At 61.4% G+C, this 20,349-nt stretch carries 20 protein-coding genes; 6 read left to right on the forward strand and 14 right to left on the reverse strand.

All coding sequences use genetic code 11. The features are described from left to right. Nucleotides 1–37: 37 nt before the first annotated feature. Together OUZ52_RS09750 and OUZ52_RS09755 are read right to left on the reverse strand one after the other, a co-directional pair. Nucleotides 38–1,162 (reverse strand): glycosyltransferase, encoded by a 1,125-nt coding sequence (locus OUZ52_RS09750; protein WP_266158195.1) that lies wholly within the window; start codon nucleotides 1,160–1,162, stop codon nucleotides 38–40. A gap of 95 nt (nucleotides 1,163–1,257) precedes the next feature. Continuing rightward, nucleotides 1,258–1,467 (reverse strand): zinc-finger domain-containing protein, encoded by a 210-nt coding sequence (locus tag OUZ52_RS09755; RefSeq protein ID WP_266158196.1) that lies wholly within the window; start codon nucleotides 1,465–1,467, stop codon nucleotides 1,258–1,260. Between the two features lie 185 nt (nucleotides 1,468–1,652). On the opposite strand from OUZ52_RS09755, the gene OUZ52_RS09760 reads away from it, so the two are divergent. Then, entirely contained in the window at nucleotides 1,653–2,897 is a 1,245-nt protein-coding gene (locus OUZ52_RS09760; protein WP_266158197.1) for a Yip1 family protein, read from the forward strand. A gap of 189 nt (nucleotides 2,898–3,086) precedes the next feature. Here the strand turns inward: OUZ52_RS09760 and OUZ52_RS09765 are convergent, their stop codons facing one another. Further along, nucleotides 3,087–3,680, reverse strand: a complete 594-nt coding sequence (locus OUZ52_RS09765) for a YceI family protein (RefSeq protein WP_266158198.1) — start codon at nucleotides 3,678–3,680, stop codon at nucleotides 3,087–3,089. Between the two features lie 65 nt (nucleotides 3,681–3,745). After that, on the reverse strand, nucleotides 3,746–4,339 hold the full coding sequence (locus OUZ52_RS09770) for a malonic semialdehyde reductase (RefSeq protein ID WP_266158199.1): 594 nt from the start codon (nucleotides 4,337–4,339) through the stop codon (nucleotides 3,746–3,748). 138 nt (nucleotides 4,340–4,477) lie between these two features. Between OUZ52_RS09770 and OUZ52_RS09775 the strand changes: the two genes are divergently transcribed. Continuing rightward, entirely contained in the window at nucleotides 4,478–5,470 is a 993-nt protein-coding gene (locus OUZ52_RS09775; protein WP_266158200.1) for a mitochondrial fission ELM1 family protein, read from the forward strand. Between the two features lie 18 nt (nucleotides 5,471–5,488). Here OUZ52_RS09775 and OUZ52_RS22850 read toward each other — a convergent pair whose 3' ends face one another. The 3 genes from OUZ52_RS22850 to OUZ52_RS09785 all read right to left on the reverse strand — a co-directional run bounded on the left by OUZ52_RS22850 (nucleotide 5,489) and on the right by OUZ52_RS09785 (nucleotide 8,960). Further along, nucleotides 5,489–6,769, reverse strand: a complete 1,281-nt coding sequence (locus OUZ52_RS22850; protein WP_323135332.1) for a hypothetical protein — start codon at nucleotides 6,767–6,769, stop codon at nucleotides 5,489–5,491. After that, nucleotides 6,711–7,628, reverse strand: a complete 918-nt coding sequence (locus OUZ52_RS22855; RefSeq protein ID WP_323135333.1) for a hypothetical protein — start codon at nucleotides 7,626–7,628, stop codon at nucleotides 6,711–6,713. The genes OUZ52_RS22850 and OUZ52_RS22855 overlap by 59 nt, the downstream gene beginning before the upstream one ends. A 75-nt stretch (nucleotides 7,629–7,703) precedes the next feature. Then, on the reverse strand, nucleotides 7,704–8,960 hold the full coding sequence (locus tag OUZ52_RS09785; RefSeq protein WP_266158201.1) for an APC family permease: 1,257 nt from the start codon (nucleotides 8,958–8,960) through the stop codon (nucleotides 7,704–7,706). Between the two features lie 165 nt (nucleotides 8,961–9,125). On the opposite strand from OUZ52_RS09785, the gene OUZ52_RS09790 reads away from it, so the two are divergent. The 3 genes from OUZ52_RS09790 to OUZ52_RS09800 all read left to right on the forward strand — a co-directional run bounded on the left by OUZ52_RS09790 (nucleotide 9,126) and on the right by OUZ52_RS09800 (nucleotide 11,374). Then, nucleotides 9,126–9,464, forward strand: coding sequence for an NIPSNAP family protein (locus OUZ52_RS09790; RefSeq protein ID WP_266158202.1), 339 nt, complete (start codon nucleotides 9,126–9,128; stop codon nucleotides 9,462–9,464). Between the two features lie 79 nt (nucleotides 9,465–9,543). Next, nucleotides 9,544–10,626, forward strand: a complete 1,083-nt coding sequence (dinB, locus tag OUZ52_RS09795; RefSeq protein WP_266158203.1) for a DNA polymerase IV — start codon at nucleotides 9,544–9,546, stop codon at nucleotides 10,624–10,626. 67 nt (nucleotides 10,627–10,693) lie between these two features. Further along, a complete protein-coding gene (locus OUZ52_RS09800) occupies nucleotides 10,694–11,374 on the forward strand; it encodes a hypothetical protein (protein ID WP_266158204.1) in 681 nt (226 codons plus the stop codon). 65 nt (nucleotides 11,375–11,439) lie between these two features. Here the strand turns inward: OUZ52_RS09800 and dapB are convergent, their stop codons facing one another. Beyond that, a complete protein-coding gene (gene dapB / locus OUZ52_RS09805) occupies nucleotides 11,440–12,240 on the reverse strand; it encodes a 4-hydroxy-tetrahydrodipicolinate reductase (protein WP_266158205.1) in 801 nt (266 codons plus the stop codon). A 214-nt stretch (nucleotides 12,241–12,454) separates the two neighbouring features. Here dapB and OUZ52_RS09810 point away from each other — a divergent pair, with 214 nt between their 5' ends. Beyond that, nucleotides 12,455–13,735 carry a nucleotide disphospho-sugar-binding domain-containing protein gene (locus tag OUZ52_RS09810; RefSeq protein WP_266158206.1) on the forward strand — a complete coding sequence of 427 codons (1,281 nt, stop codon included), beginning with the start codon at nucleotides 12,455–12,457 and terminating at the stop codon, nucleotides 13,733–13,735. Between the two features lie 76 nt (nucleotides 13,736–13,811). On the opposite strand, the gene lpdA is transcribed toward OUZ52_RS09810, so the two are convergent. The 6 genes from lpdA to OUZ52_RS09840 form a co-directional block, all read right to left on the reverse strand. After that, nucleotides 13,812–15,608 carry a dihydrolipoyl dehydrogenase gene (lpdA, locus tag OUZ52_RS09815; RefSeq protein ID WP_266158207.1) on the reverse strand — a complete coding sequence of 599 codons (1,797 nt, stop codon included), beginning with the start codon at nucleotides 15,606–15,608 and terminating at the stop codon, nucleotides 13,812–13,814. 181 nt (nucleotides 15,609–15,789) lie between these two features. Then, nucleotides 15,790–17,142 (reverse strand): dihydrolipoyllysine-residue acetyltransferase, encoded by a 1,353-nt coding sequence (aceF, locus tag OUZ52_RS09820; protein WP_425493826.1) that lies wholly within the window; start codon nucleotides 17,140–17,142, stop codon nucleotides 15,790–15,792. Between the two features lie 294 nt (nucleotides 17,143–17,436). Beyond that, nucleotides 17,437–18,264 (reverse strand): mechanosensitive ion channel family protein, encoded by an 828-nt coding sequence (locus OUZ52_RS09825; protein ID WP_266158208.1) that lies wholly within the window; start codon nucleotides 18,262–18,264, stop codon nucleotides 17,437–17,439. Between the two features lie 410 nt (nucleotides 18,265–18,674). Further along, nucleotides 18,675–19,043, reverse strand: a complete 369-nt coding sequence (locus tag OUZ52_RS09830; RefSeq protein WP_266158209.1) for a DUF2845 domain-containing protein — start codon at nucleotides 19,041–19,043, stop codon at nucleotides 18,675–18,677. A 144-nt stretch (nucleotides 19,044–19,187) separates the two neighbouring features. Then, nucleotides 19,188–19,460 (reverse strand): DUF2845 domain-containing protein, encoded by a 273-nt coding sequence (locus tag OUZ52_RS09835; protein ID WP_266158210.1) that lies wholly within the window; start codon nucleotides 19,458–19,460, stop codon nucleotides 19,188–19,190. 44 nt (nucleotides 19,461–19,504) lie between these two features. Beyond that, nucleotides 19,505–20,080 (reverse strand): DUF924 family protein, encoded by a 576-nt coding sequence (locus OUZ52_RS09840; protein WP_266158211.1) that lies wholly within the window; start codon nucleotides 20,078–20,080, stop codon nucleotides 19,505–19,507. Nucleotides 20,081–20,349 lie beyond the last annotated feature (269 nt).

Here is a 20,349-nt window from a genome sequence, read left to right on the forward strand (position 1 = left end):
TTGGGCATAGCGGTACTCAGCCCAACCTGGACCCGACCTACGCGACTACTTCGTCATACAGCGCCAGGGTGGTCTGCTGCATATCGGTCAAGCGGTAGCTTTGTAGCATCGGAATGGGTGGCGCCACACGCAAGAGCTCGGCGGCCCGCTCTACCAAACGCTCTTTATCGCCAAGCGGCACTCGGCCGGCGGGATACAACTCCGCCAGCAATTCACCAACGCCACCATGCGCATAGCCGAGCACCGGCCGGCATAGCGACAAGGCCTCGATCACCGTGCGACCGAACGATTCGGGCTTATTGGAAAGCTGCAACACCAGCGCCGAAACCGCGTAGATATCGCGTACGTCGGTACGCGCCGGGGTCAGCACCACTTGCGAGCTCAGGTCGCTGGCCGCGATCAACTCACGCAATTCCTGCACATAAGCCTCGCGCCCCGGCTCAATCACACCTAGCAACAGCAAACGCGCATCGATGCCGCGCCGCTTCAATTCTGCCAGCAGGGCGATGGCGTCGTGATGCCCTTTCAGGCGTGTGCCGCGCCCAGGCAAGGTCAACACAGGCGCACCGGCCAAGGCTGGATATTCGGCAAAGAATGCCTTTTGCCAAGCATCGTCCGGCCGATGCCCGTAGGGAAACGCCTCCGGGTCGATGCCGCGTGGAATCACCCGTACCCGCCCCGGCTCCAGCCAGCGGTAGTGACTGAGCACAAAATCACGCAGGGTCTGAGAGACGGCAATCACCCGTTCGCCACGCAACAAGATGCCGCTATAGCGGCCGGGCGAATTGAGCCCATGCACCGTGGTAATGAAATGGGCCGCCGGTTGAAGACCCTTCATCGCCCACCAGCCCAGCCATGCCGGCAGCCGTGAACGCGCGTGCACGATATCCGGCTTCAGCTCGCGCAATAGACGGCGCAAGGCGCCAAGCCGGGTCAATGTAAGCAAGGATTTACTGCCGATATCCAGCGTGATGTGTTCGCTGCCTTCAGCCTGCAGCTGCTTGACCAGCCGCCCGCCCGCCGAAATCACCACGGAGCGGTGACCGGCCTTGACCAGTGCGCTGCCGATTTCCAGCACCGAACGCTCCGCGCCGCCCGAATGCAATGCAGGAATCAGCTGGACGACAGTCAGCGTCCTGATGGGCGTGGCGACGGTGGACATGGACTCGATAAAAACCTTCATCCCACTGCGCAAGCAGCAATCATGCCGAAACCTCGCTAGCGCGGGTATCCCGGCTATTCATCCCGATTCAATCGTCAGTCACGCAGGACGTAATAGGCGCCACAATAAGGACATTTCGACTCACCGCCGTCATCGACGATCGGCAAATAGACCTTCGGGTGCGAATTCCACAGCGCCATGCCGGGCATCGGGCAGGACAGCGGCAGGTCGGCGCGCGTCACTTCGTAACGATTTTCGGCATTTGCCGGGATCAGCGGTGCGGCCGCGGCAGGGGAACGCGACATGGGACAAACTCCAGACTGGACATCGGGTCGTAGATGGTAGCAGGCTGCACCCGCCCGGGCTTCTCCGGGGTAAGGAAGACACTGACCCTACGGCGGCGCCGGAACGGTCATACAGATTGTCATGGAGCTGACCCAGTATTTGTCGGCCGGCGCGGGGCGTCGGCCATTTGCCTGAGGGGAATATCGTGGATTTCGCAAAGATCATCGCGCGGGTCAAGGCTGTCTTGACCACGCCACAGACCGAATGGCCCGTGATCGCGGCCGAACCGGCCAGCGTGAGCGGCTTGTATAGCGGCTATATCGCCATCGTGGCGGCACTGCCTGTGATCGCCGGGTTTATCAAAGGCAGTCTGATCGGCTTCAGCCTGTTTGGGGTGACCGTGCGTACGCCCTTCGGCATGGGCATCGTCGGCATGGTGCTGGGCTATGCCCTGAGCCTGGTCCTGACCTATGTCATGTCGCTGATCATCAATGCCTTGGCACCGAGCTTCGGCGGCCAGAAAGACCCGGTACAGGCGCTGAAGACCGTCGCCTATGCCTGGACCGCCTACTGGGTCGCCAATATCGCCACCATCGTGCCCTGGCTGGGCTGGCTGATCGGTATTCTCGGCGGGGTGTACTCCATTTACCTGCTGTACCTGGCCCTGCCGCACACCATGAAAGCCGCGCCGGAAAAAGCCGCCGGCTACACCGCGGTAAGCGTGGTAATCGCCATTGTGCTCGGCTGGATCATCGGCATCATCGTCGGTGGCGTGATAGGCACCGCCGCCATCAGTGGCATGCATGTCACCACCAGCAGCGGTAACGTCACCCTGGATGAGAACAGCACCATGGGCAAACTGGCTGCGGTAGGCCAGCGCGCGGAACAGGCCGGCAAGGAACTTGAGGCAGCGCAGAAATCAGGCGACAGCGCCGCCCAGGAAGCGGCCATGGGCAAAATGATGGGCGCGGTGTCGGGCGACGCCAAAGTGGAATCGCTGCCGGTCGACCAGATCAAGGCTTTTCTGCCCGAGACGCTGGGTGGCCTGAAACGCGAAAGTGCTTCCGCCGGGCGCACCAACACCATGGGCATGCAGGTTACCCAGGCCCAGGCCCAGTACTCCGATGGCAACGGTCATAACGTCGATTTGCAGGTATCCGACACCGGCAGCATGAAAGGCATGATGGCGATTGCCAGCAACTTCGCCGGTGAGTCGGAGAATCAAACCGACCACGGCTACGAGAAGACCTACAACGACTCCGGCCGCCTCGTTCACGAGAGCTGGGACAGCGCCAATAAGACGGGTGAGTTCAGCGTCATCATCGGCCAGCGCTTCACGGTGCAGGCCAGCGGCCATGCCGACAGCATCGACCAGCTCAAGCAAGCTGTCAGCAGCGTCGATCTGTCTAAGCTGGAGGCATTGAAGGATCAGGGCGTAACGAAGAACTGATGGGGAACGGGGAACGGGGAACGGCAATAGCGTAGAAGCAGCGACTGAAGAACAGCACCAGCGCCTAAAGAGATCCAAAGGAACACGGCGCTAACCGCACGACGCAAGCCTCACGCTCCCCGCTTCACCCTCCCACAAAAAAGCCCGCGTCATCGCTGACGCGGGCTTTTTCATATCGGACGAACCGACTTACTGAGCGCCGTCGGCCTTCGGCACGGCGCCTTCGGTGGTGATGCGCACTTTGATTTCATCGCTGACGTTCGGCACATAAGCGCCGATGCCGAAATCAGAACGCTTCAGGGTGGTCGTGGCATCGAAACCGATGGCCTGCACCTTCATCATCGGATGCTCGCCCACCTTGTTGAGCTTGGCATCCAGCACCACCGGCTTGGTCACGCCATGCACGGTCAGGTCACCGGTGATCTTGAACTTGCCACCGCCCAGCGCCTGCACCTTGGTGCTCTTGAAGGTGGCGCTGGGGAATTTGTCGGCGTCGAAGAAGTCCGGCTTCTTCAAGTGCTCGTCGAGCTTGGCCACGTGGGTGTCCAAGTTGGCGAGCGGCAGGGTTACTTCCACCGACGATTTGGCCGGGTTCTTTTCGTCGAACACCAAGGTGCCGTCACCGAGACCGAAGTTGGCGGTCGGGTTGGAGAAACCGAAGTGGCTCCAGCTGAAAAGCACATTGGTATGGCCGGGATCAAGCTTGTAGGTGACCGGATCGGCATGAGCGGTGACAGCGGCGCCAAGCAAACCGGCGATAACAAGATAACGATAAGCGCGCATCAGGTATTCCTCCAAAAGTAGGGCTGCTAAAAGCTGACGGCTTATGCCGCCTGCACACACAAGCATTAGACGATCTTGCAGGCCTCGTCGAACGACAGACGCGGACTACGCGGGAACAAGTCACGGCCGGCATCGCCGTAACCGATATTAATCATGAAGTTCGCCTTGATCTTGCTACCGGCGAAGAATGCCTCGTTGACACCGTCCGCATCGAAGCCGGACATCGGACCACAATCGAGCCCAAGCGAGCGTGCCGCCGCAATCACGTAAGCACCCTGCAGGCTGGCGTTGCGAAAAGCCGTGGTATCGATCAACGGCTGATTGCCGACAAACCAGCTGCGCGCATCCGCATGCGGAAACAGCTTGGGCAGGTGTTCGTAAAACTCATGATCGGTGGCGATAATCGCCGTGACCGGCGCCGCAAAGGTCTTGGCACGGTTGCCGTCGGACATGAAGGGCGAGAGCTTTTCCTTCGCTGCCTTCGACTTTACGAACACCACCCGCATCGGCGAGCAGTTGGCACTGGTCGGGCCGAGCTTGGCCAGATCATAGAGCTGATGCAATTGTTCATCGCTGACGTCTTTGGGCAACCAAGCATTGAAGGTGCGAGCATTACGGAACAACTGATCGAGGGCAGCCTCGGAAAGCATTTCGCTCATAGATATCCTTTTTGACATACGCGCCGAGGAGGGCGCTACGATCGGTAAGTGTAAACGCGTGCGGCAGCACGTAAGTCTACGGTTTGAGGAACGTACTGTGCTGTTTCAAGAAACAATGCTCGCCCAACCGCCTTCACCATGAGACTACACGGGGAATGCTGGGTCATCACCGATCATGCCGCTGGCAATCAGCGACAGGCATTGGCCTTGGCCGAGCAACTGGGATTACCCATTCGCCACCTTATCCTAGAGCCGAGACCGCCGTGGTCCTGGTTCGCGCCGCGGCTGCTCGCCGGCGTGCGCTACGCCCTGGCCCCACCTCAACGCGAGCAATTCTCACCGCCCTGGCCGCGGCTGGCGATAGGCTGCGGCCGGGCGGCGGCCATGTTTACGCGGCGACTAGGCGTGCTGTCCGGCGGACACTGCTACACCGTGCAAATCCTCAGCCCGCGGATCGATCCGGCGCACTGGGATACCGTCATCGCGCCACAGCACGATCGTCTTGACGGCGGCAACGTCCTGCACACCCTGGGCTCACTGCACGCGATTGACAGCGCATGGCTGGAGGACGGCCGCGAAGCCTGCCCCACCCTGGTCGACCTGCCGCGCCCACGCGTCGGCGTCCTGCTCGGCGGACCGCGCAAAGGCATGCCGTTCGATGCGGCCTATACGCAACGACTCGCCGAGCGCTTGCTTGCGCGCCAGCAGCAAGCAGGCGGCAGTCTGCTGGTGCTGGCCTCACGCCGCACACCGCATGCCTCGGTGGAGCTGATACGCAGCATGCTTGCCGGCATCCCCGGCCTGATCTGGGCCGGGCGCGACGATGGCCGCAACCCTTTTCCCGGCGTACTGGGCTGGGCCGATCGCCTGGTGGTCACACCCGATTCGGTGAACATGATTTCCGAAGCCTGCGCTGTCGGCTGCCCGGTGCACACCTTTGTCAGCGCACCGCTGCCAGCAAAAATCGAACGCTTTCACCAGGCTTTGCGCGCAGCGGGCCTGCTGCATGACCTGGATGCCACGACCATCGCCACGCAAAAGCCCTTGCGCGAAATGACCGCCATCGTCGACACCCTACGTCAGCGCATCGACGCGCATGAGCAAGCGCTTTCCCTCGCTTCTGTCTCGTGAGACGAAAACCTACGCAGGCTATTTCGCCGCGCGCACGGCGCGGTTCGCCTCGCGCACCGTATGCACGAAGCCGCCGAAGGGGATGTCAGTGATGCCGACCAAACCGATGTGCGCGTTCTCGCCATCGAGCAGACGACCGCTCACCGGCTGATCGGTGTACTGGAACCAATGCGCGCCGACGATATTCGGATCGTTCGCCGCCGCGTTGATAAAGCGCGCATAGGCCTCGCCACGCTGTTGTTCGTTATAGACCGCAATCACGCCGCTGCCGAACGGGCCACGGTCATTCGAGCCAAAATGAAATTCGGTGATCAGCGCCGGCTTGCCTGACTTGGCCAATGCCGACACATCAAAGCCGTGCTGCGGCACATCGGTATAGGTGTTGAAGCTCACCACATCGCAATACTGCGCACAGGCCGCGACGGCCTCTGGCGTGTTCACTGCAAAGCGGCCGCCAAGAAACAGATGATGGGTATCGTGCCGTTGAATCGCCTCGGCAACGATACGGAAATAAGTGTCGGCGTATTGGCGCAGCCAGGCGCTGTAGTCATCGGCAATCGCCGGATGAGCCTCATTTGGGTCGGGGCCGACAAAACCCGTGGCGTTCAAGGCCTCCCATGACGACAGGGTGATACCCCAGGCCGCCGCCAGTTTGGCCGGTTCGCCGTACTTTTTCTTCAATACGGCGATGAACGCCTGCTTGGCGTTGCTGCTGGCATCGCCAGCCAGGGTGCCCTTGGCCAAACCCCAACGCCCTTGCGGCCCCTGCCCGGCCCAGGCCAGTTCGTTATCGGCGAAATAGCCCAGCAACCAAGAATCATCGCCAACCTCGTTCGCGACTTTCGCCACGGCGTTGTCGGCAGCCACGGCAAAACGCGGATCGAACGGGTCAGGCATCCGTCCCCAATAGTCGTAACCGCTGGAGACATTGCCGAACACACCGGCGATATCGATAGAGCGGGTATAGGCCAGGCGATGCGCCTTACCCAAGGCCCCATCGCTCCAATCGCCCAGCGTGTTAAAGCCCCACGATTGCAGGCGATCCAAACTGCGCGTACGCCAAGCGTCTACCGCCTGCTTGCCATCCTGGCGATAAAGATTGGCCGCATAAAAGTCGAACCAGCGACCATGGTTAAAGCCTATGCCGCTGCGTGAGCCAGCGTCGGCTTGACGGCTATCACCGCTACCGTAAAACGCTGCCCACTCCCCGCTGGCGGCGGGCAGCTCGCGAAACATCGACTCACGTCCTTCGACATAACTGCGCCCGCCATCGGCAGTCACCGCATTGACGCCCAGCATGACCGTCCGGCGTGACGAATTGCCAGCGCCCTTCTTTACGCTCGGTGCGAAACCAGCCGGTGGCCTTGAACGCCTGAGCGTTCCGGCCACCGTAACGGTCTAGCGAACCGGCTACGGCGTTCGCGCCAGCCATCTCGGCCTGTGCCTTGACCTGCGCGGCACGCAGTGCCGCATCGGAATCCACCTTTTCCGGCCAACTACCGCGCGTGTATTGCCCCCATGCATCGACGATGCCGGCATAGGCTTGCGTCAAAGTGGCGTTGCCTGCCGCGGTGTCGACGCGGCCGAACAGCAGCGCTTGCGCAGCCTGCGGCGCCGGCATGCTTACGCGAACGGCGCGTACATGATGCAGATCGAGCGCACCTTCCACCGTGGTGACCAACAGCACACGCTGCCCGGGTTCGTCGAAGGGCATCGGCGGCCCCACTTGCATGCCTTGCTGGCGTGGCGAGACCGGCTGCAACGGTATGACTACCGTTTGCACTGGCCCCGCCGGCAACCCGACCGCCGCATGCAGGTGCTGGCCGTCGCCCATACCATCGATATCCACACTCAAGCCCACGGCCCAGGGCATTGCGTTCTGCACGGTTAGCCGCAGCTCGCCGCGCTGCGACCAATCCCAATCGCCCTGAGCCGGCAACATGGTCAACTGCGGCTGTGCCGCCGCCTCGAAGGTGTAGCGCAACAACGGTGTCGTGCCTTGCACCGGCTCAGGCGCGCTACCGCGCTGCATATGCTGCAACGTCACCTGTGCGGAGAGCGCCGGCTGACTGAGGTCGGCGACGGTGGTCTCTGTCGAGGCATGGCAACCCACCAGCCCAGACAGACAAAGCGAAGAGAGCAAAGCGATTCGTTTCATGGCCGAAGTATGCCTTTAGCTATCGCAGCCACACAGCCCGCGCACGATGAATGCGCAGGCGGTGATGGGCTGGGTTCATGCATTGACCCGACGCCAGAGGTAATACACCGGCACACCTGCCGCGATCAGCAACAAACTCATACCGGCATCGCCCGGGGCATGAATGGTGGTGGCGACAATCACCCCGAACACGGTGCTGACGAAAAGCAAGGGCAGCAACGGATAGAACGGTACCCGGTACGGCGAAGGCTCATCGGCGAAATGACGTCGATACCAGAACAGCGTGGCGATGCCAAAAGCATGCACAATCGCCCATGCGCCAAGCACCGCCAATGCCACCTGGGGAGCACGAGTACGCGGTTCGATATGCCCGGCCATCCGGAAAAACATGCCGTCCGCGCCCATCGTCTGCAGTACCCGCGCGCCACCGGCAATGGCGATGCTGCAATAGCCAAAGGTGGAACACGCAATACCTACCGCGATCAAGGTTGCGCCATGCGGGCCAAACCATCGGCGCATCAAATCAGCGGCCGGCGCCTGGCTGGCCGCCAGCCCCGCATGACCTAGTCCAACGAGGTAAGCGAGATTGACCAAGACGTAACAAATCACCACGACGCTAAGCCCAAGCCCCAGCGCGCGCGGCAAGCTACGTTGCGGGTCATGCACTTCGCCGGCCAGATCGTTGAGGTAGTGAAAGCCGCCATAGGTAAACAGCACGGGCAATAGCGCGCCGAGAAACGACCACGCCGGCACGGGATGGGCCGTATCGATCGCCAAGGCGCTGCCCAGCTGACCGCGCACCAGCACCAGTCCCGTCACGATCAGCAACACGATGGCGCTCAGCTTGAGCAAGGTAAAAAGATTCTGCATCCGCGCACCGGCACGTATGCCAAACAGATTCACCCCGACGATAAAGACAATCGCCCCCGCCGCCACGGGCCTCACCCATGCCAATGGCAGCCCGATCGCGGTGCAAAAATAATCGGCAAAGGTGGTCGCTACCGCAGCCACACTGCCAGGGTAGTTGATCAGCGCCATGGTCCAGCCGAACAAGAACGCCGGCAGCTGGCCAAACGCCTCGCGCAAATAAATATAGACGCCGCCCGCTTGTGGCCGTCGCGCACCCAGCTCGGCGTAACAAAGCACACCGGCCAAGGTCAGCAAGCCGCCCACGGCCCATAGCGACAGCAATTGCAGACCCGAATCGGTGCGCTCTGCCACCGTCGCCGCGCTGCGGAAAATACCGGCACCGATCACCCCGCCAATCACGATGGCGGTGGCATCCCAGGTACCCAGCCGGCGTAGATACGAAGGAGAGGAGTCGTTACTCATGGGGTCGCCGCGGCCGTGGTGGCACGCACGATAGCGCGACTTCATGCCACGCCGACACCCATCAGGCACCCCGGGGCGGTCGCCAACAAAAAAGCTTCGGTGACCGACGAAACATCGGCACGCCCGGGTAAGTAAGGTGGGAGCACCTTCTCACCGGCGCTTGCCATGTCCATCACCTGTCTGATCCGCTACCAGATCGACCCTTTCCAGCGCGAAGTCTTCCAAGCCTATGCGGAAAACTGGGGCCGCATCATTCCTCGCTGCGGCGGCCATCTGGTGGGTTACTTCCTGCCCCATGAAGGCAGCAACGACATTGCCTGGGGCCTGATCGCCTTCGACAGCCTGGCCGCTTACGAGGCCTATCGCACACGTCTGAAGAGCGATCCCGAAGGCCGGGCAAATTTCGCCATGGCGCAGGCCCAGCGCTTTATCCTGCGCGAGGAGCGCAGTTTCATCGAGACCGTGCAAGGCACCTTCAACCTGCCCGCTCAGATCACCGGATAAGCCTCCTTCCAAGCAAGCACGCGACCCCGATGCGAAGGCCGTTTTAGAATTGCCTTCGACTTCTTCCACGCTGGCGCCCGTGCCCTCCACACCTCGCAAGATTTTGCATGTCGACATGGATGCGTTCTACGCGTCGGTGGAGCAGCGCGATGACCCGTCCTTGCGCGGCAAACCGGTGGTGGTGGCATGGCGTGGCGCCCGCTCGGTGGTCTGCGCCGCCAGCTACGAAGCGCGCATCTTCGGCGTGCGCTCGGCGATGCCGGCGGTACGCGCCGAGCGGCTTTGTCCGCACGCGATTTTCGTGCCGCCGGATTTTGTGCGTTACAAAGCGGTATCGCGCCATGTGCGCGACATTTTTTCGCGGCATACCGACCTGATTGAGCCGCTGTCGCTGGACGAAGCCTATCTGGACGTGACGAGCACCAAAACCCAACTGCCTTCGGCCACCGCGACCGCCGAGGCGATCCGCTTCGCGATTCGCGAAGAAACCCAGCTCACCGCTTCGGCTGGCGTGGCGCCAAACAAATTTCTCGCCAAGATCGCATCGGACTGGAACAAGCCCGATGGCCTGTTCGTGATCCGGCCGCACCAGGTCGAGGCTTTTCTTGCGCCGCTGGAGATCGGCCGCCTGCCCGGCGTCGGCAAGGTGATGGAGGCCAAACTGCGCGTGCTGGGCATCACCACCGTCGGCGAGCTGCGCATGCAATCGCCGCTGGAGCTGGAGCAACGCTTCGGCCGCTGGGGCAGGCGCCTGCATGAATTGTCTCAGGGCATCGACGAGCATACCGTGCAGGCCGACCGCCCCACGCTGCAAGTCTCGGCAGAAGATACCTTCGAACACGACCTCACCCTGGACGAACTCGAACCGCATATTCGACGGCTGGCAGAAAAAACCTGGGCCGCCCATGAGCGCGAGCATGGCCGGGTCGCACGTACCGTCGTGCTCAAGCTGAAAACCTCCGACTTCCACACCCTGACTCGCAGCCTCACACCCTCGATACGCCCTTACTCGGCCAACCAACTGAGCGACATCGCCTGCGCCTTGCGCGAACGTATCGAGCGCCCTGCCGAAAGCCGTTACCGGCTGGTCGGCGTTGGCCTGGCAGGCTTTGTCGATCGCGACAGTTACGAGGCACAACCCGATCTTTTTGCGCCGTCCTGAACACCGATCCGCTACGCTTTATCTTCTTCGATCCGCCCCCTTACTAGCCTGCCCATCGGAACACCGCATGCACGTCGAGATACCGAAAGCCAAGCTGCATTCGCTCAAAGAATTCACCATGCACTATTTGATGATCGTGCTCAGCATTCTTACCGCACTGGGCCTGGAGCAGTGGATCGAACGAACCCACCACAATCATGCCGCGGCTTTCGCCAGCCAGCAGATCGAGGCCGAACTGCGGGCCAATATGGCCAGCGTGCAAAGTTCGCTGAACAATAATTTCGAGCATCTCAAACCGCTGCAGCACATGGATGAGCTGCTGACGCAGGACATCAAGAGTGGCGTGCCCGATGCCACGATCAACCAGCATATTCAGGCCAACAAAGATCAGTTCAAACTCAGCCTCGACTGGCCCACGCTGGCCAGCCAAGCCTGGGATGTCGCTGTGGCCAATCAATCCGCCGCCTGGCTGGATGTCAATGACCTGCGCACCTACTCAACCGCTTACGCGGCCCAGCGCGATGCCGCTGCCTGGATGACTCACGACAGCACGCTGTTTCTCACTGCGCCGCGCATGGCCACACTGCGCACCGAGCTTAATCTTGGCGTCAGCGTCCAGCCGGTCGAATTTGTTGCGGTGCTGCGGCAAATGATCGATACCGCTATGCAAACCCAATCCCATTTACAACAAATGGAAGCCCGGCTGGCACATGCGCTGCACACCGAAACGGATCAATCCAAGAGCTAGCACAGATGTCTCTCTCCGATAGCAGCCACGGAGCGAGACGACTATGTGATACGGACGTTGAAAGGCTAGATATCCAGCACGGTATCCAGGCCACGATGCACGCCGATCAGGCCAGAGACTTTGCGAATGGCCAGCAAGGCACCATCCACATAGGGCCGCGCACTTTGGCCCGCGTTGTGACGCAGGGTCAGGGTTTGGTCCGGCATGCCAAAAATCACCTCGGCACCGATGACAAAGCCCGGCAGGCGAATCGCATGCACCTGGGTGCCGGCCAGATTGGCACCGCGTGTGCCGGGCAGACCCAACGTTTTATCCAACGGCACGGTCAACGCCGGTTGGCGCACCTTGCCCAGGCGTCCGGCCAGCTCGCGCACGGTGCCGCTGGGCGCGTCCGGCTTGCCGTCATAGGCGTAGTCGATGATTTCCCACTGCGGAATGTACTTGGCCGCCATCTCGGCGAATTTCTGCAGTAGCACCACGGTAAGGGCAAAATTGCCACACGCCAGCACGCCACGCTGGCGCTGACGCGCTACCGCGTCGATCTGCGCATAGTCCTCATCGCTAAGGCCGGAGGTTCCCACCACCACATGCGCACCGTGCTCCAGCGCCGTGAGGATATTTGCCTTGGCCATATCCGGCTTGGTGTACTCGACAAATACATCGCAGCGGTGCGCCAGCGCTTGTGTGGCATCGGCATAGATCGGTGCAGTCAATCGCTGCTCGCCCAGGACGGCACCCAGATGATTCCCCGCATGCGTGCGCGAAACCGCGGCGACCAAGGCCAGGTCATCGGCGCCGGCCATACCTCGAGCCAGTTCCGAGCCGGCCCAGCCGGTAGCGCCAGCCATACATACACTCAAAACCATAGCGGTCTCCATTCATCACAACGGAAGATCAGCGGCCAACCAAGACGCGGCGACGCAACGACCACACCTCATTAGACGCAGGCCACCAGCATAGCCGTCTGAACCACGGCATCCAGCACGATGAAACATGCCATGTCCCCAGAGCCAGGCATCACCGGATCATGACAAGACCTGCTCGCATAATACGTAATCACGGCATGGGCAAAGGTTCACCATGAAGGCCATCCTGTTTGCTGGCGGCACCCACGGCGATGTGCATCCGCAGCTCGGCATTGGTCAGGCCTTGGCCGCACGCGGGCATCAGGTGTTATTCGTCACCACGGCCAACCATCTGGAACTGTTCCAGCGATTCGATCTCGCCGCCATCAGCATTTTCGACGATGCGCAGAGGCAAGACTTCAAGCGCCAGCTCGACGGCCTGGGTGTCTTGGCAAAAATCGGCTATGCGCGACAGTGGGTCGCGGCGTGGATATCGCGCTGGTGCGAACTCATGGCCGAGCATATCGATGACGACACCATCCTGGTTTTTCCTCCGGTCATTTCGATCGTGGCGCGGTTGCTGCAAGAGAAGCACGGCACGCCTTACCTGACCACGGTATTCACCCCAGCCTATCTTTTCTCCACCGAAAACCCGCCGCGACACAAATCGCTCAGGCTTTATCGAAAGCTCCCTCGCGGCCTGCGCAAAGGTTTATTTCGTGCATTGGAATACCTGGTATTGGATCGCGTATTTCGCTCGGTGATGAAAGAATCGATCGCCCAGCTCGGCATTCCTGCACCGCGTCGCATCTTGAGTGAGTGGGGCTATTCGCCACAACAAAACATCGGCCTGTTCTACGAGTGGTTTTGCCAGCCAGCCGCCGACTGGCCGCGTCCGCTGGCCTTTACCGGCTTTCCCTTGTTCAGTGAAAACTCGGCGCAGGCGCAACTGTCTCCCGCCCTGGAAGATTTCCTCGCCGCCGGTACGCCGCCGATTATTTTCACCCCCGGCACGATGGTGAAGGATTGCCGGGCCTTTTTTGAGACCGCTCTTGCAGCACTGCAACAGCTAGGCCAGCGCGGTATTTTCCTGAGTCAGGCCAGCGATCAAATGCCCAGCCTGCCTGCCAGCGTGCGCCATGAAACCTATTTGCCGCTGCATTTGCTGCTGCCCCGGGCCAGCGCACTCGCCCACCACGGCGGCATCGGCACGGTGGCGCAGGCGATGGCAACGGGCACCCCGCAATTGATACTGCCCGGCCATAGCGATCAATTCGACAATGCGCTGCTGATCGAACAATTGGGCTGCGGGCTGATGCTCGAAAAAGCCTTGTTGGATAAGCCCGAAAACACTCACCTATTGAGCGACAAGCTGCGTCAGCTGTTAACCGCGCCGGCGGTCAAGGCCGCCTGCCAATCCGTGCAAGGCCGGATCACATCAGGCTCAACCGCACTCGGCCATGCCGCGGATGTCATCGAAGCCACCTTCCGCAGCACACGCAAAATGGCCGCTTGATCAAGCGGCCATCGGTGCAAGTCTAGGGTTTCCCGGCGAGAGCCCGCCGATCACGGCAGGCCTTCGCAAACACTGATTATTTTTTCTTCGGGATGTACAAATCGGTGATGGTGCCTTCGTACATCTCGGCCGCCATGCCCACCGTTTCGCCCAGGGTCGGGTGCGGGTGAATGCTCAGGCCGATGTCGGATGCCTCGCTGCCCATCTCGATCGCCAGCACGACCTCGGAAATCAAATCACCGGCATGCGGGCCGACGATGGCGCCACCGACACTGCGGTGGGTTTCTTCGTCGAACAACAGCTTGGTAAAGCCCTCGGTGCGATCGATGCCAATCGCGCGACCGCTGGCGGCCCAGGGGAATTTGCCGACGCCGATCTTCAAACCCTTTTCTTTCGCCTCGCGCTCGGTCACGCCGACCCAGGCGATCTCCGGGTCGGTAAAGGCGACGGACGGGATCACCCGCGCATCGAAATGACTCTTCTGGCCGGCGGCCACTTCAGCGGCGACCTTCGCCTCATGCGTGGCCTTGTGTGCCAGCATCGGCTGGCCGACCAAGTCGCCGATGGCGAAGATATGCGGCACATTGGTGCGCATCTGCGTATCGACGTTGATAAAGCCACGCTCGGTAACCGCCACGCCGGCTTTCTCAGCGCCGATCTTGCCGCCGTTCGGTGAGCGCCCCACCGCCACCAGCACGCGGTCGAAGACGGTGGTCTCGGGCATGCTTTCACCTTCAAAGGTGACCTCGATGCCTTTTTTCTGCGCCGTGGCCGCAACCACCTTGGTTTTCAAATGCACGCCCTTCAGGCGTTGGCCGAGGCGCTTGGCTAGCGGACGGATCAAGTCGGTATCGGCACCGGGGATGATTTGATCGGCCAGCTCCACCACGGTGACATCGCTGCCAAGACCCGCGTAGACGGTGGCCATTTCCAGGCCGATGATGCCGCCGCCGACCACCAGCAGTTTTTTCGGTACATCGGGCAATTCCAACGCACCGGTGGAATCGACAATGCGCTCGTCCTCCCAGGGGAACGAGGGCAGCTTCACCGACTGCGAACCCGCCGCGATAATCGCCTGCTCGAAGCGGATCAGCTTGGTGCCTTCTTGGGTTTGCACTTCCAGCTCGTGCGGCGACACAAACATGCCGACGCCCTCGACCGTGCGCACCTTGCGCTGCTTGGCCATCGAGCTGAGGCCACCGGTGAGCTGCTTGACCACTTTGTCTTTGAAGCTGCGTAGCTTGTCGATATCGATTTTCGGCTTGCCGAAACTGACGCCATGCGCGGCCATCGCCTCTGCTTCATCGATCACCGCAGCCGCATGCAGCAGCGCTTTGGAGGGGATGCAGCCGACATTGAGGCAGACACCGCCCAGCGTGGCGTAGCGTTCGACCAAGACGGTATCCAGGCCGAGATCGGCACCGCGAAATGCCGCGGTGTAGCCACCCGGGCCAGAGCCGAGCACCAGCAACTGGCATTCGATATCGGCCTTGCGACCGCTGACACTGGCCGCTCTCACGCTGGGTGTCGGGCTTACGGGGGCGGCCGCAGCAGAAGCCGGCGCAGCGGCGGCTGGTTTTGCTTCTTTGGTCTCGGCGGCCTTGTCGGCAGGAGCCGGCGCAGCCACTGCGCCAGCGACTTCCAGTACCGCGATCAGCGCGCCCTCGGACACCTCATCGCCGACTTTGAGCTTTAGCTCTTTAATCACACCGGCCGCGCTGGAGGGGATCTCCATGGTCGCCTTGTCCGACTCCAGCGTGACCAGGCTTTGTTCTTTCTCCACCTTGTCGCCCACTTTCACCAGTACCTCGATCACCGGCACATTGTCGTGACCGCCGATATCGGGAACCTTGATTTCAAGGGTGTTGGCCATGCTGTTTTCCTTAAATACGGGGGCGAACGTCAACAATGGCGCTCGCATCATGGGGGGAGCTGGCGATATCGATGTGCCTCTGGGTCATGCCGCTGCCGCAGCTGGAGCCGGGTGAATGGCTCTAGCGCAGGCCGTCGAACATGCAGACAAAGGCTTTGTCGACACCGCCTGGGTCATCCACTCAGAGCAGCAGGCGGCGGATATCGCCGAGCTGGATGGCAAGAAAGGCGGCAAAGCGTGCGGCCAGCGCGCCATCGATTACCCGGTGGTCATACGACAGCGACAGCGGCAGGATCAGCCGGGGCGCAAACTCCTGGCCATTCCACACCGGCTTGATCTGCGCCTTGGAGACACCAAGAATCGCCACCTCGGGTGCGTTGACGATCGGCGTAAAGCCGGTGCCGCCAATGCCACCCAGCGAAGAAATCGAGAAGCAGCCGCCCGACATCTCGGCCGGGCCGAGCTTCTTGTCGCGCGCCTTCTTGGAGATCTCGCCCAGCTCCACCGCCAGATCGAGCAGCCCTTTCTTGTCGGCATCGCGGATCACCGGCACCACCAGGCCATCGGGCGTGTCCACGGCAATACCGATGTTGAAATACTTCTTCAGGGTCAGCTTCTCGCCGCTCTCATCCAGCGAGGCATTGAACTGCGGGAACTTCTTTAGCGCCGCGACCACCGCCTTGATCTGGAACACCAGCGGGGTGATCTTGAGGTCTTTGTTTTCTTCGCCGAGCTTCTTGCGGAAGGCTTCCAGCTCGGTGATGTCGGCATCGTCGTGCTGGGTGACGTGTGGAATCATCGCCCAGTTGCGCGCCAGGTTGGCGCCGGAAATCTTCTGGATGCGGGTCAGCGGCTTTTCTTCGATCTCGCCGAACTTGCTGAAATCGACCTTGGGCCATGGCAGCAAATTGAGGCCACCGACCGCAGCCTGCGCGGCGCCGGTCGGGCGCGCACCGGAGGCCAGCGCATGCTTGACGTAGGCACTGACGTCCTCGCGCACGATACGGCCGCCACGGCTGGAACCCTTGACCTGATGGATATCCACGCCCAGCTCGCGGGCAAAAGCGCGTATCGCCGGGCTGGCGTAGGGAGCATCGCCAGGCATCACAATGCGCGAATCGAACGGCGGCCGGACCTGCGGCGGCACATCGCCTTCCGGCGCGTTGCCTGGCAACACACTGCGGCCACCGACCGGCGCGGGTTTTTCGACTGGCAATACGGGGGCCGGCGCAGCGGCAGCGGGCTTCGCTTCGGCCGCTGCCTCGGCCTTGGCCGGAGCCGGCGCACTGGCTTCACCGGCGGTCTCGATCACCGCGATGACGCTGCCCTCGGAGAGGGCGTCGCCCAGCTTCACCTTGAGTTCTTTGATGACACCGGCAAACGGCGCGGGCACTTCCATCGTCGCCTTGTCCGACTCCAACGTCACCAAGCCCTGATCCTTGGCGACGGTATCGCCTACCTTGACCAGGATTTCGATCACCGGTACGTCACTGCTACCAATGTCGGGGACGCGTGCTTCTTTCAGGTCGGCCATGGGTTCTCCTACGGATGGCGATGGCGCGCCGCCCGGGGATAGCGGCCGCGCAAGGTTTCACATCATAGCGAACGACTGCGCTGCCGTCTGGCTTCATCGCCATGACAGTCTCCATTCGCATACGTATGCAGGAACGGGGAACGGGGAACGGGGAACGGGGAACGGGGAACGGGGAACGGGGAAAAGTCTAAAAAGCAGGAACAGAAAAGCAAGGGCTAAAACAAGAACAAGCAAAAGAGATCCAAAAAGAACACCGCGCGGCAATCACCCCTCGAACTCCACGCTCCCCGTTCCCTATTCCCCGTTTCCCGCCTTATCGACCAACCGCACCTCGCGCTGCGGGAACGGTATGCTGATCCCATCCGCGTCGAAGCGTTCTTTTACGGCCCGCAACAAATCGGCCTGGACGACCCAGACGTCACCACTGCGTACATAGGCGCGCAGCACCAGGTTCACCGAGCTGTCGCCCAGGCTTTCGGTCCAGATGCCGGGGACGGGGTCGGTCAAAATGCGGGCGTCGGCCTCGAACAGCTGCTGTACTGAACTCATCGCCTTACCGATGTCAACCTTGTAGCCGATGCCGACTCTCAGCTCGATACGGCGAGTGCCACGGCGATTGAAATTGATGATGGCGTCTGCGCCGATCTTCGCATTCGGTACCACCGCCTCGCTGTTATCCAGCAGGACCAGCGTGGTGTGCATCAGATTGATGCTTTCCACCGTACCGTCGTTGCCGCCCGCACGAATGAAATCACCAATGCGAAACGGCCGGAACACAATCAGCAAGACCCCCCAGGCCAAGTTGCTCAGCGAGCCTTGCAAAGCCAGGCCAATCGCCAGGCCGCCAGCGCCCAGCGCGGCGAGCAGCGGCGCTCCGGGCACGCCCGCCTGTTGCAAGGCCATCACGATAAGTACGGCGATCAAGACACCGTAGATCAGATTGCGCAGAAAACCGATCAGGGTGACGTCAAACTTGGCACGCGTCATGGCGCGCTGGGCAAAATTGGCCAATCGGGCTGCCAGCCAGATACCAATCAGCAGTATCAGCAGTGCGCAAGCGAGATTGGTCATGATGCCGATGAGGCGCTCAGAAAGCTGCAGTCGGGCGAGATAGTCGTACATAAAGACGGATCCGTGCGAAATACCGTACGGAGCCTAACAAGCACGAGATAAGGATTATGTTGTCAATGCCCGCTCAAGCCTGAAGCCGCAACAAAAAAAACGCCGCGTCCGGGGTGAGCAGAGACGCAGCGCGGAGTCACGCTGGAGAGAGCGGACGATGGTCAAACCCGCCTTGCCATACCTTCTGTGATGCCTTCTACGAGGGGGCTCGCATCGCAAGGGGGTGATTGCGCGGGGGTGAGTCGCGCGGCATCACATCGGCAAGCATTGATCCGGCCCCACCCACCGGCATGGGCCATGCGTCATCCCCCTGCCATCGGTCATGCCCATGGCGCGGTGCACGGCGACAGCCGGTCCAGGCGACGCTGCGTCAACGCCAGATTGCGCCGATGCCACACCTGCCCAGCGGCTCAACCCGAACCGGTGTGGATATCGCTGACTTTGCCATCGACGATGGTGACGATGATGCTGCGACCGTCGCGCCGATACTGCCATTGTTCGCCACGGGAGCGCTGGCCGTCCCCGCCACGGCCCCGGCTGCGCGAGTGGCTACGCGACGCACCTCGCCGCGATGGCTTCGACGCGGCCTTCCTGCTGGTTTTCTTGCTCGCCCCATGGGTCGATTGGCTTGCGCTCGATTGGCTTGCCGACTGGTAGGCCGGCCTGCCGAGCAATTCGATCACGCGTGCCGCGCTGTCACCGACCACAAGCACCTGACTACCGACCCGCAAGGTACTTGCGGCATGCACCGTGCCGCTCAACAGAAGCAGCAAAGTCATTCCATAACGCAACATGCCATCCCTCACCATCAAGCCGCCAACCCGCGGCTTGATCAGAGTAAACAGCAGGCGAGCATGGCGATGTCGGTGGATACCGCGGCACGCTGTAAGGAATCGTCGCGCTGCCGACTTAAGCCAACCCGCTTAGCGCGAACGATCCTCGATCTCGCTGACCTTGCCATTGACGATCGTCACCATGGTGATGCGCCCTTGATCGGCTCGATACTGCCAGCGCTCACCACGGTAAGCGCCGTATCCGTCCTCCACCGGCTCTTTGAAATCCGGCTTGCCGAGCAACTCGATCGCACGTACGGCGCTGTCCCCCACTGTCAGCACCTGGGAGCCGATACGCAACGTATCGGCCGCTTGAGCCGACAGGCTGCACACAAGCATGGCAATCCATAAATAGCGGCGCATAACGAAACTCCTTGCAAGGGGGATGGAGGGGATAAAGGCGGAACTTAGAAACCTGCCCCGGGTTGCGCCAGGTACTCGTTTTCTTCTGGTGTATTGGCACGGCCCAGCAGCGCATTGCGATGCGGAAAGCGGCCAAAGCGCGCGATCACTTCATGATGGCGCCGGGCATAGCCGAGATAGTTCTCAAATAACGCCCGATCGGATGGCCCCGCCTGCTCGCACAGTGCCGTGAACAGGCCAACGGAACGCTGCTGTAGCTGCAGATCTTCAGAATGTTCGAGGGGAAGATAAGTAAACACACGCTGATGCGGCTCAAGCGCCATATCATGACCGCGTGCGATACCCGCGCAGGCGAGCTTCTGCGCGTGAGCGTCGGCGACAAAGGCACGCGCATCGTTGCGATAGCAGTTACGGCCGAACTGGTCGAGCAAGATCAATAACGCCAGCCAACCCGTCGGAGTCTCGACCCAGTGCTCCAGCTCGCCGGCCCTTGCGGCATGCAGCGCCACGCCAAAATCGGTGTGAATTTGCTCATCAAAGGCATCATGCCGGGCGAACCAATGCGCTTGATTCGCGGAGTCGAACCAGAACTTCACGACGTCTTGTACGGTGACATGCATATGTTCGCCCTTGGCGTGACCAGGTCTCAAAAAGGCTCGGATGAAAGTGATCGCCCACCGCGTCCGATTACTTCAACTCACCCGGCAAGCCCGATGAGCTGTGGTCCAAATCTGCGTGGTTCAATCGTGGGTGGTTCCAGCCAGGCAATGCATATCGCGATGAATGCCATACAGCCGCAGGCGCTGCCGGTCGAGCACGCCCACCGTTTCGGCCGGAGCATGCCGGATCTGCCGCTCGATACAGTTCAACAACCCGCATTCGTGCCGCG

The organism is Dyella silvatica (genome assembly GCF_026283955.1).
Lineage (GTDB): Bacteria > Pseudomonadota > Gammaproteobacteria > Xanthomonadales > Rhodanobacteraceae > Dyella_C > Dyella_C silvatica.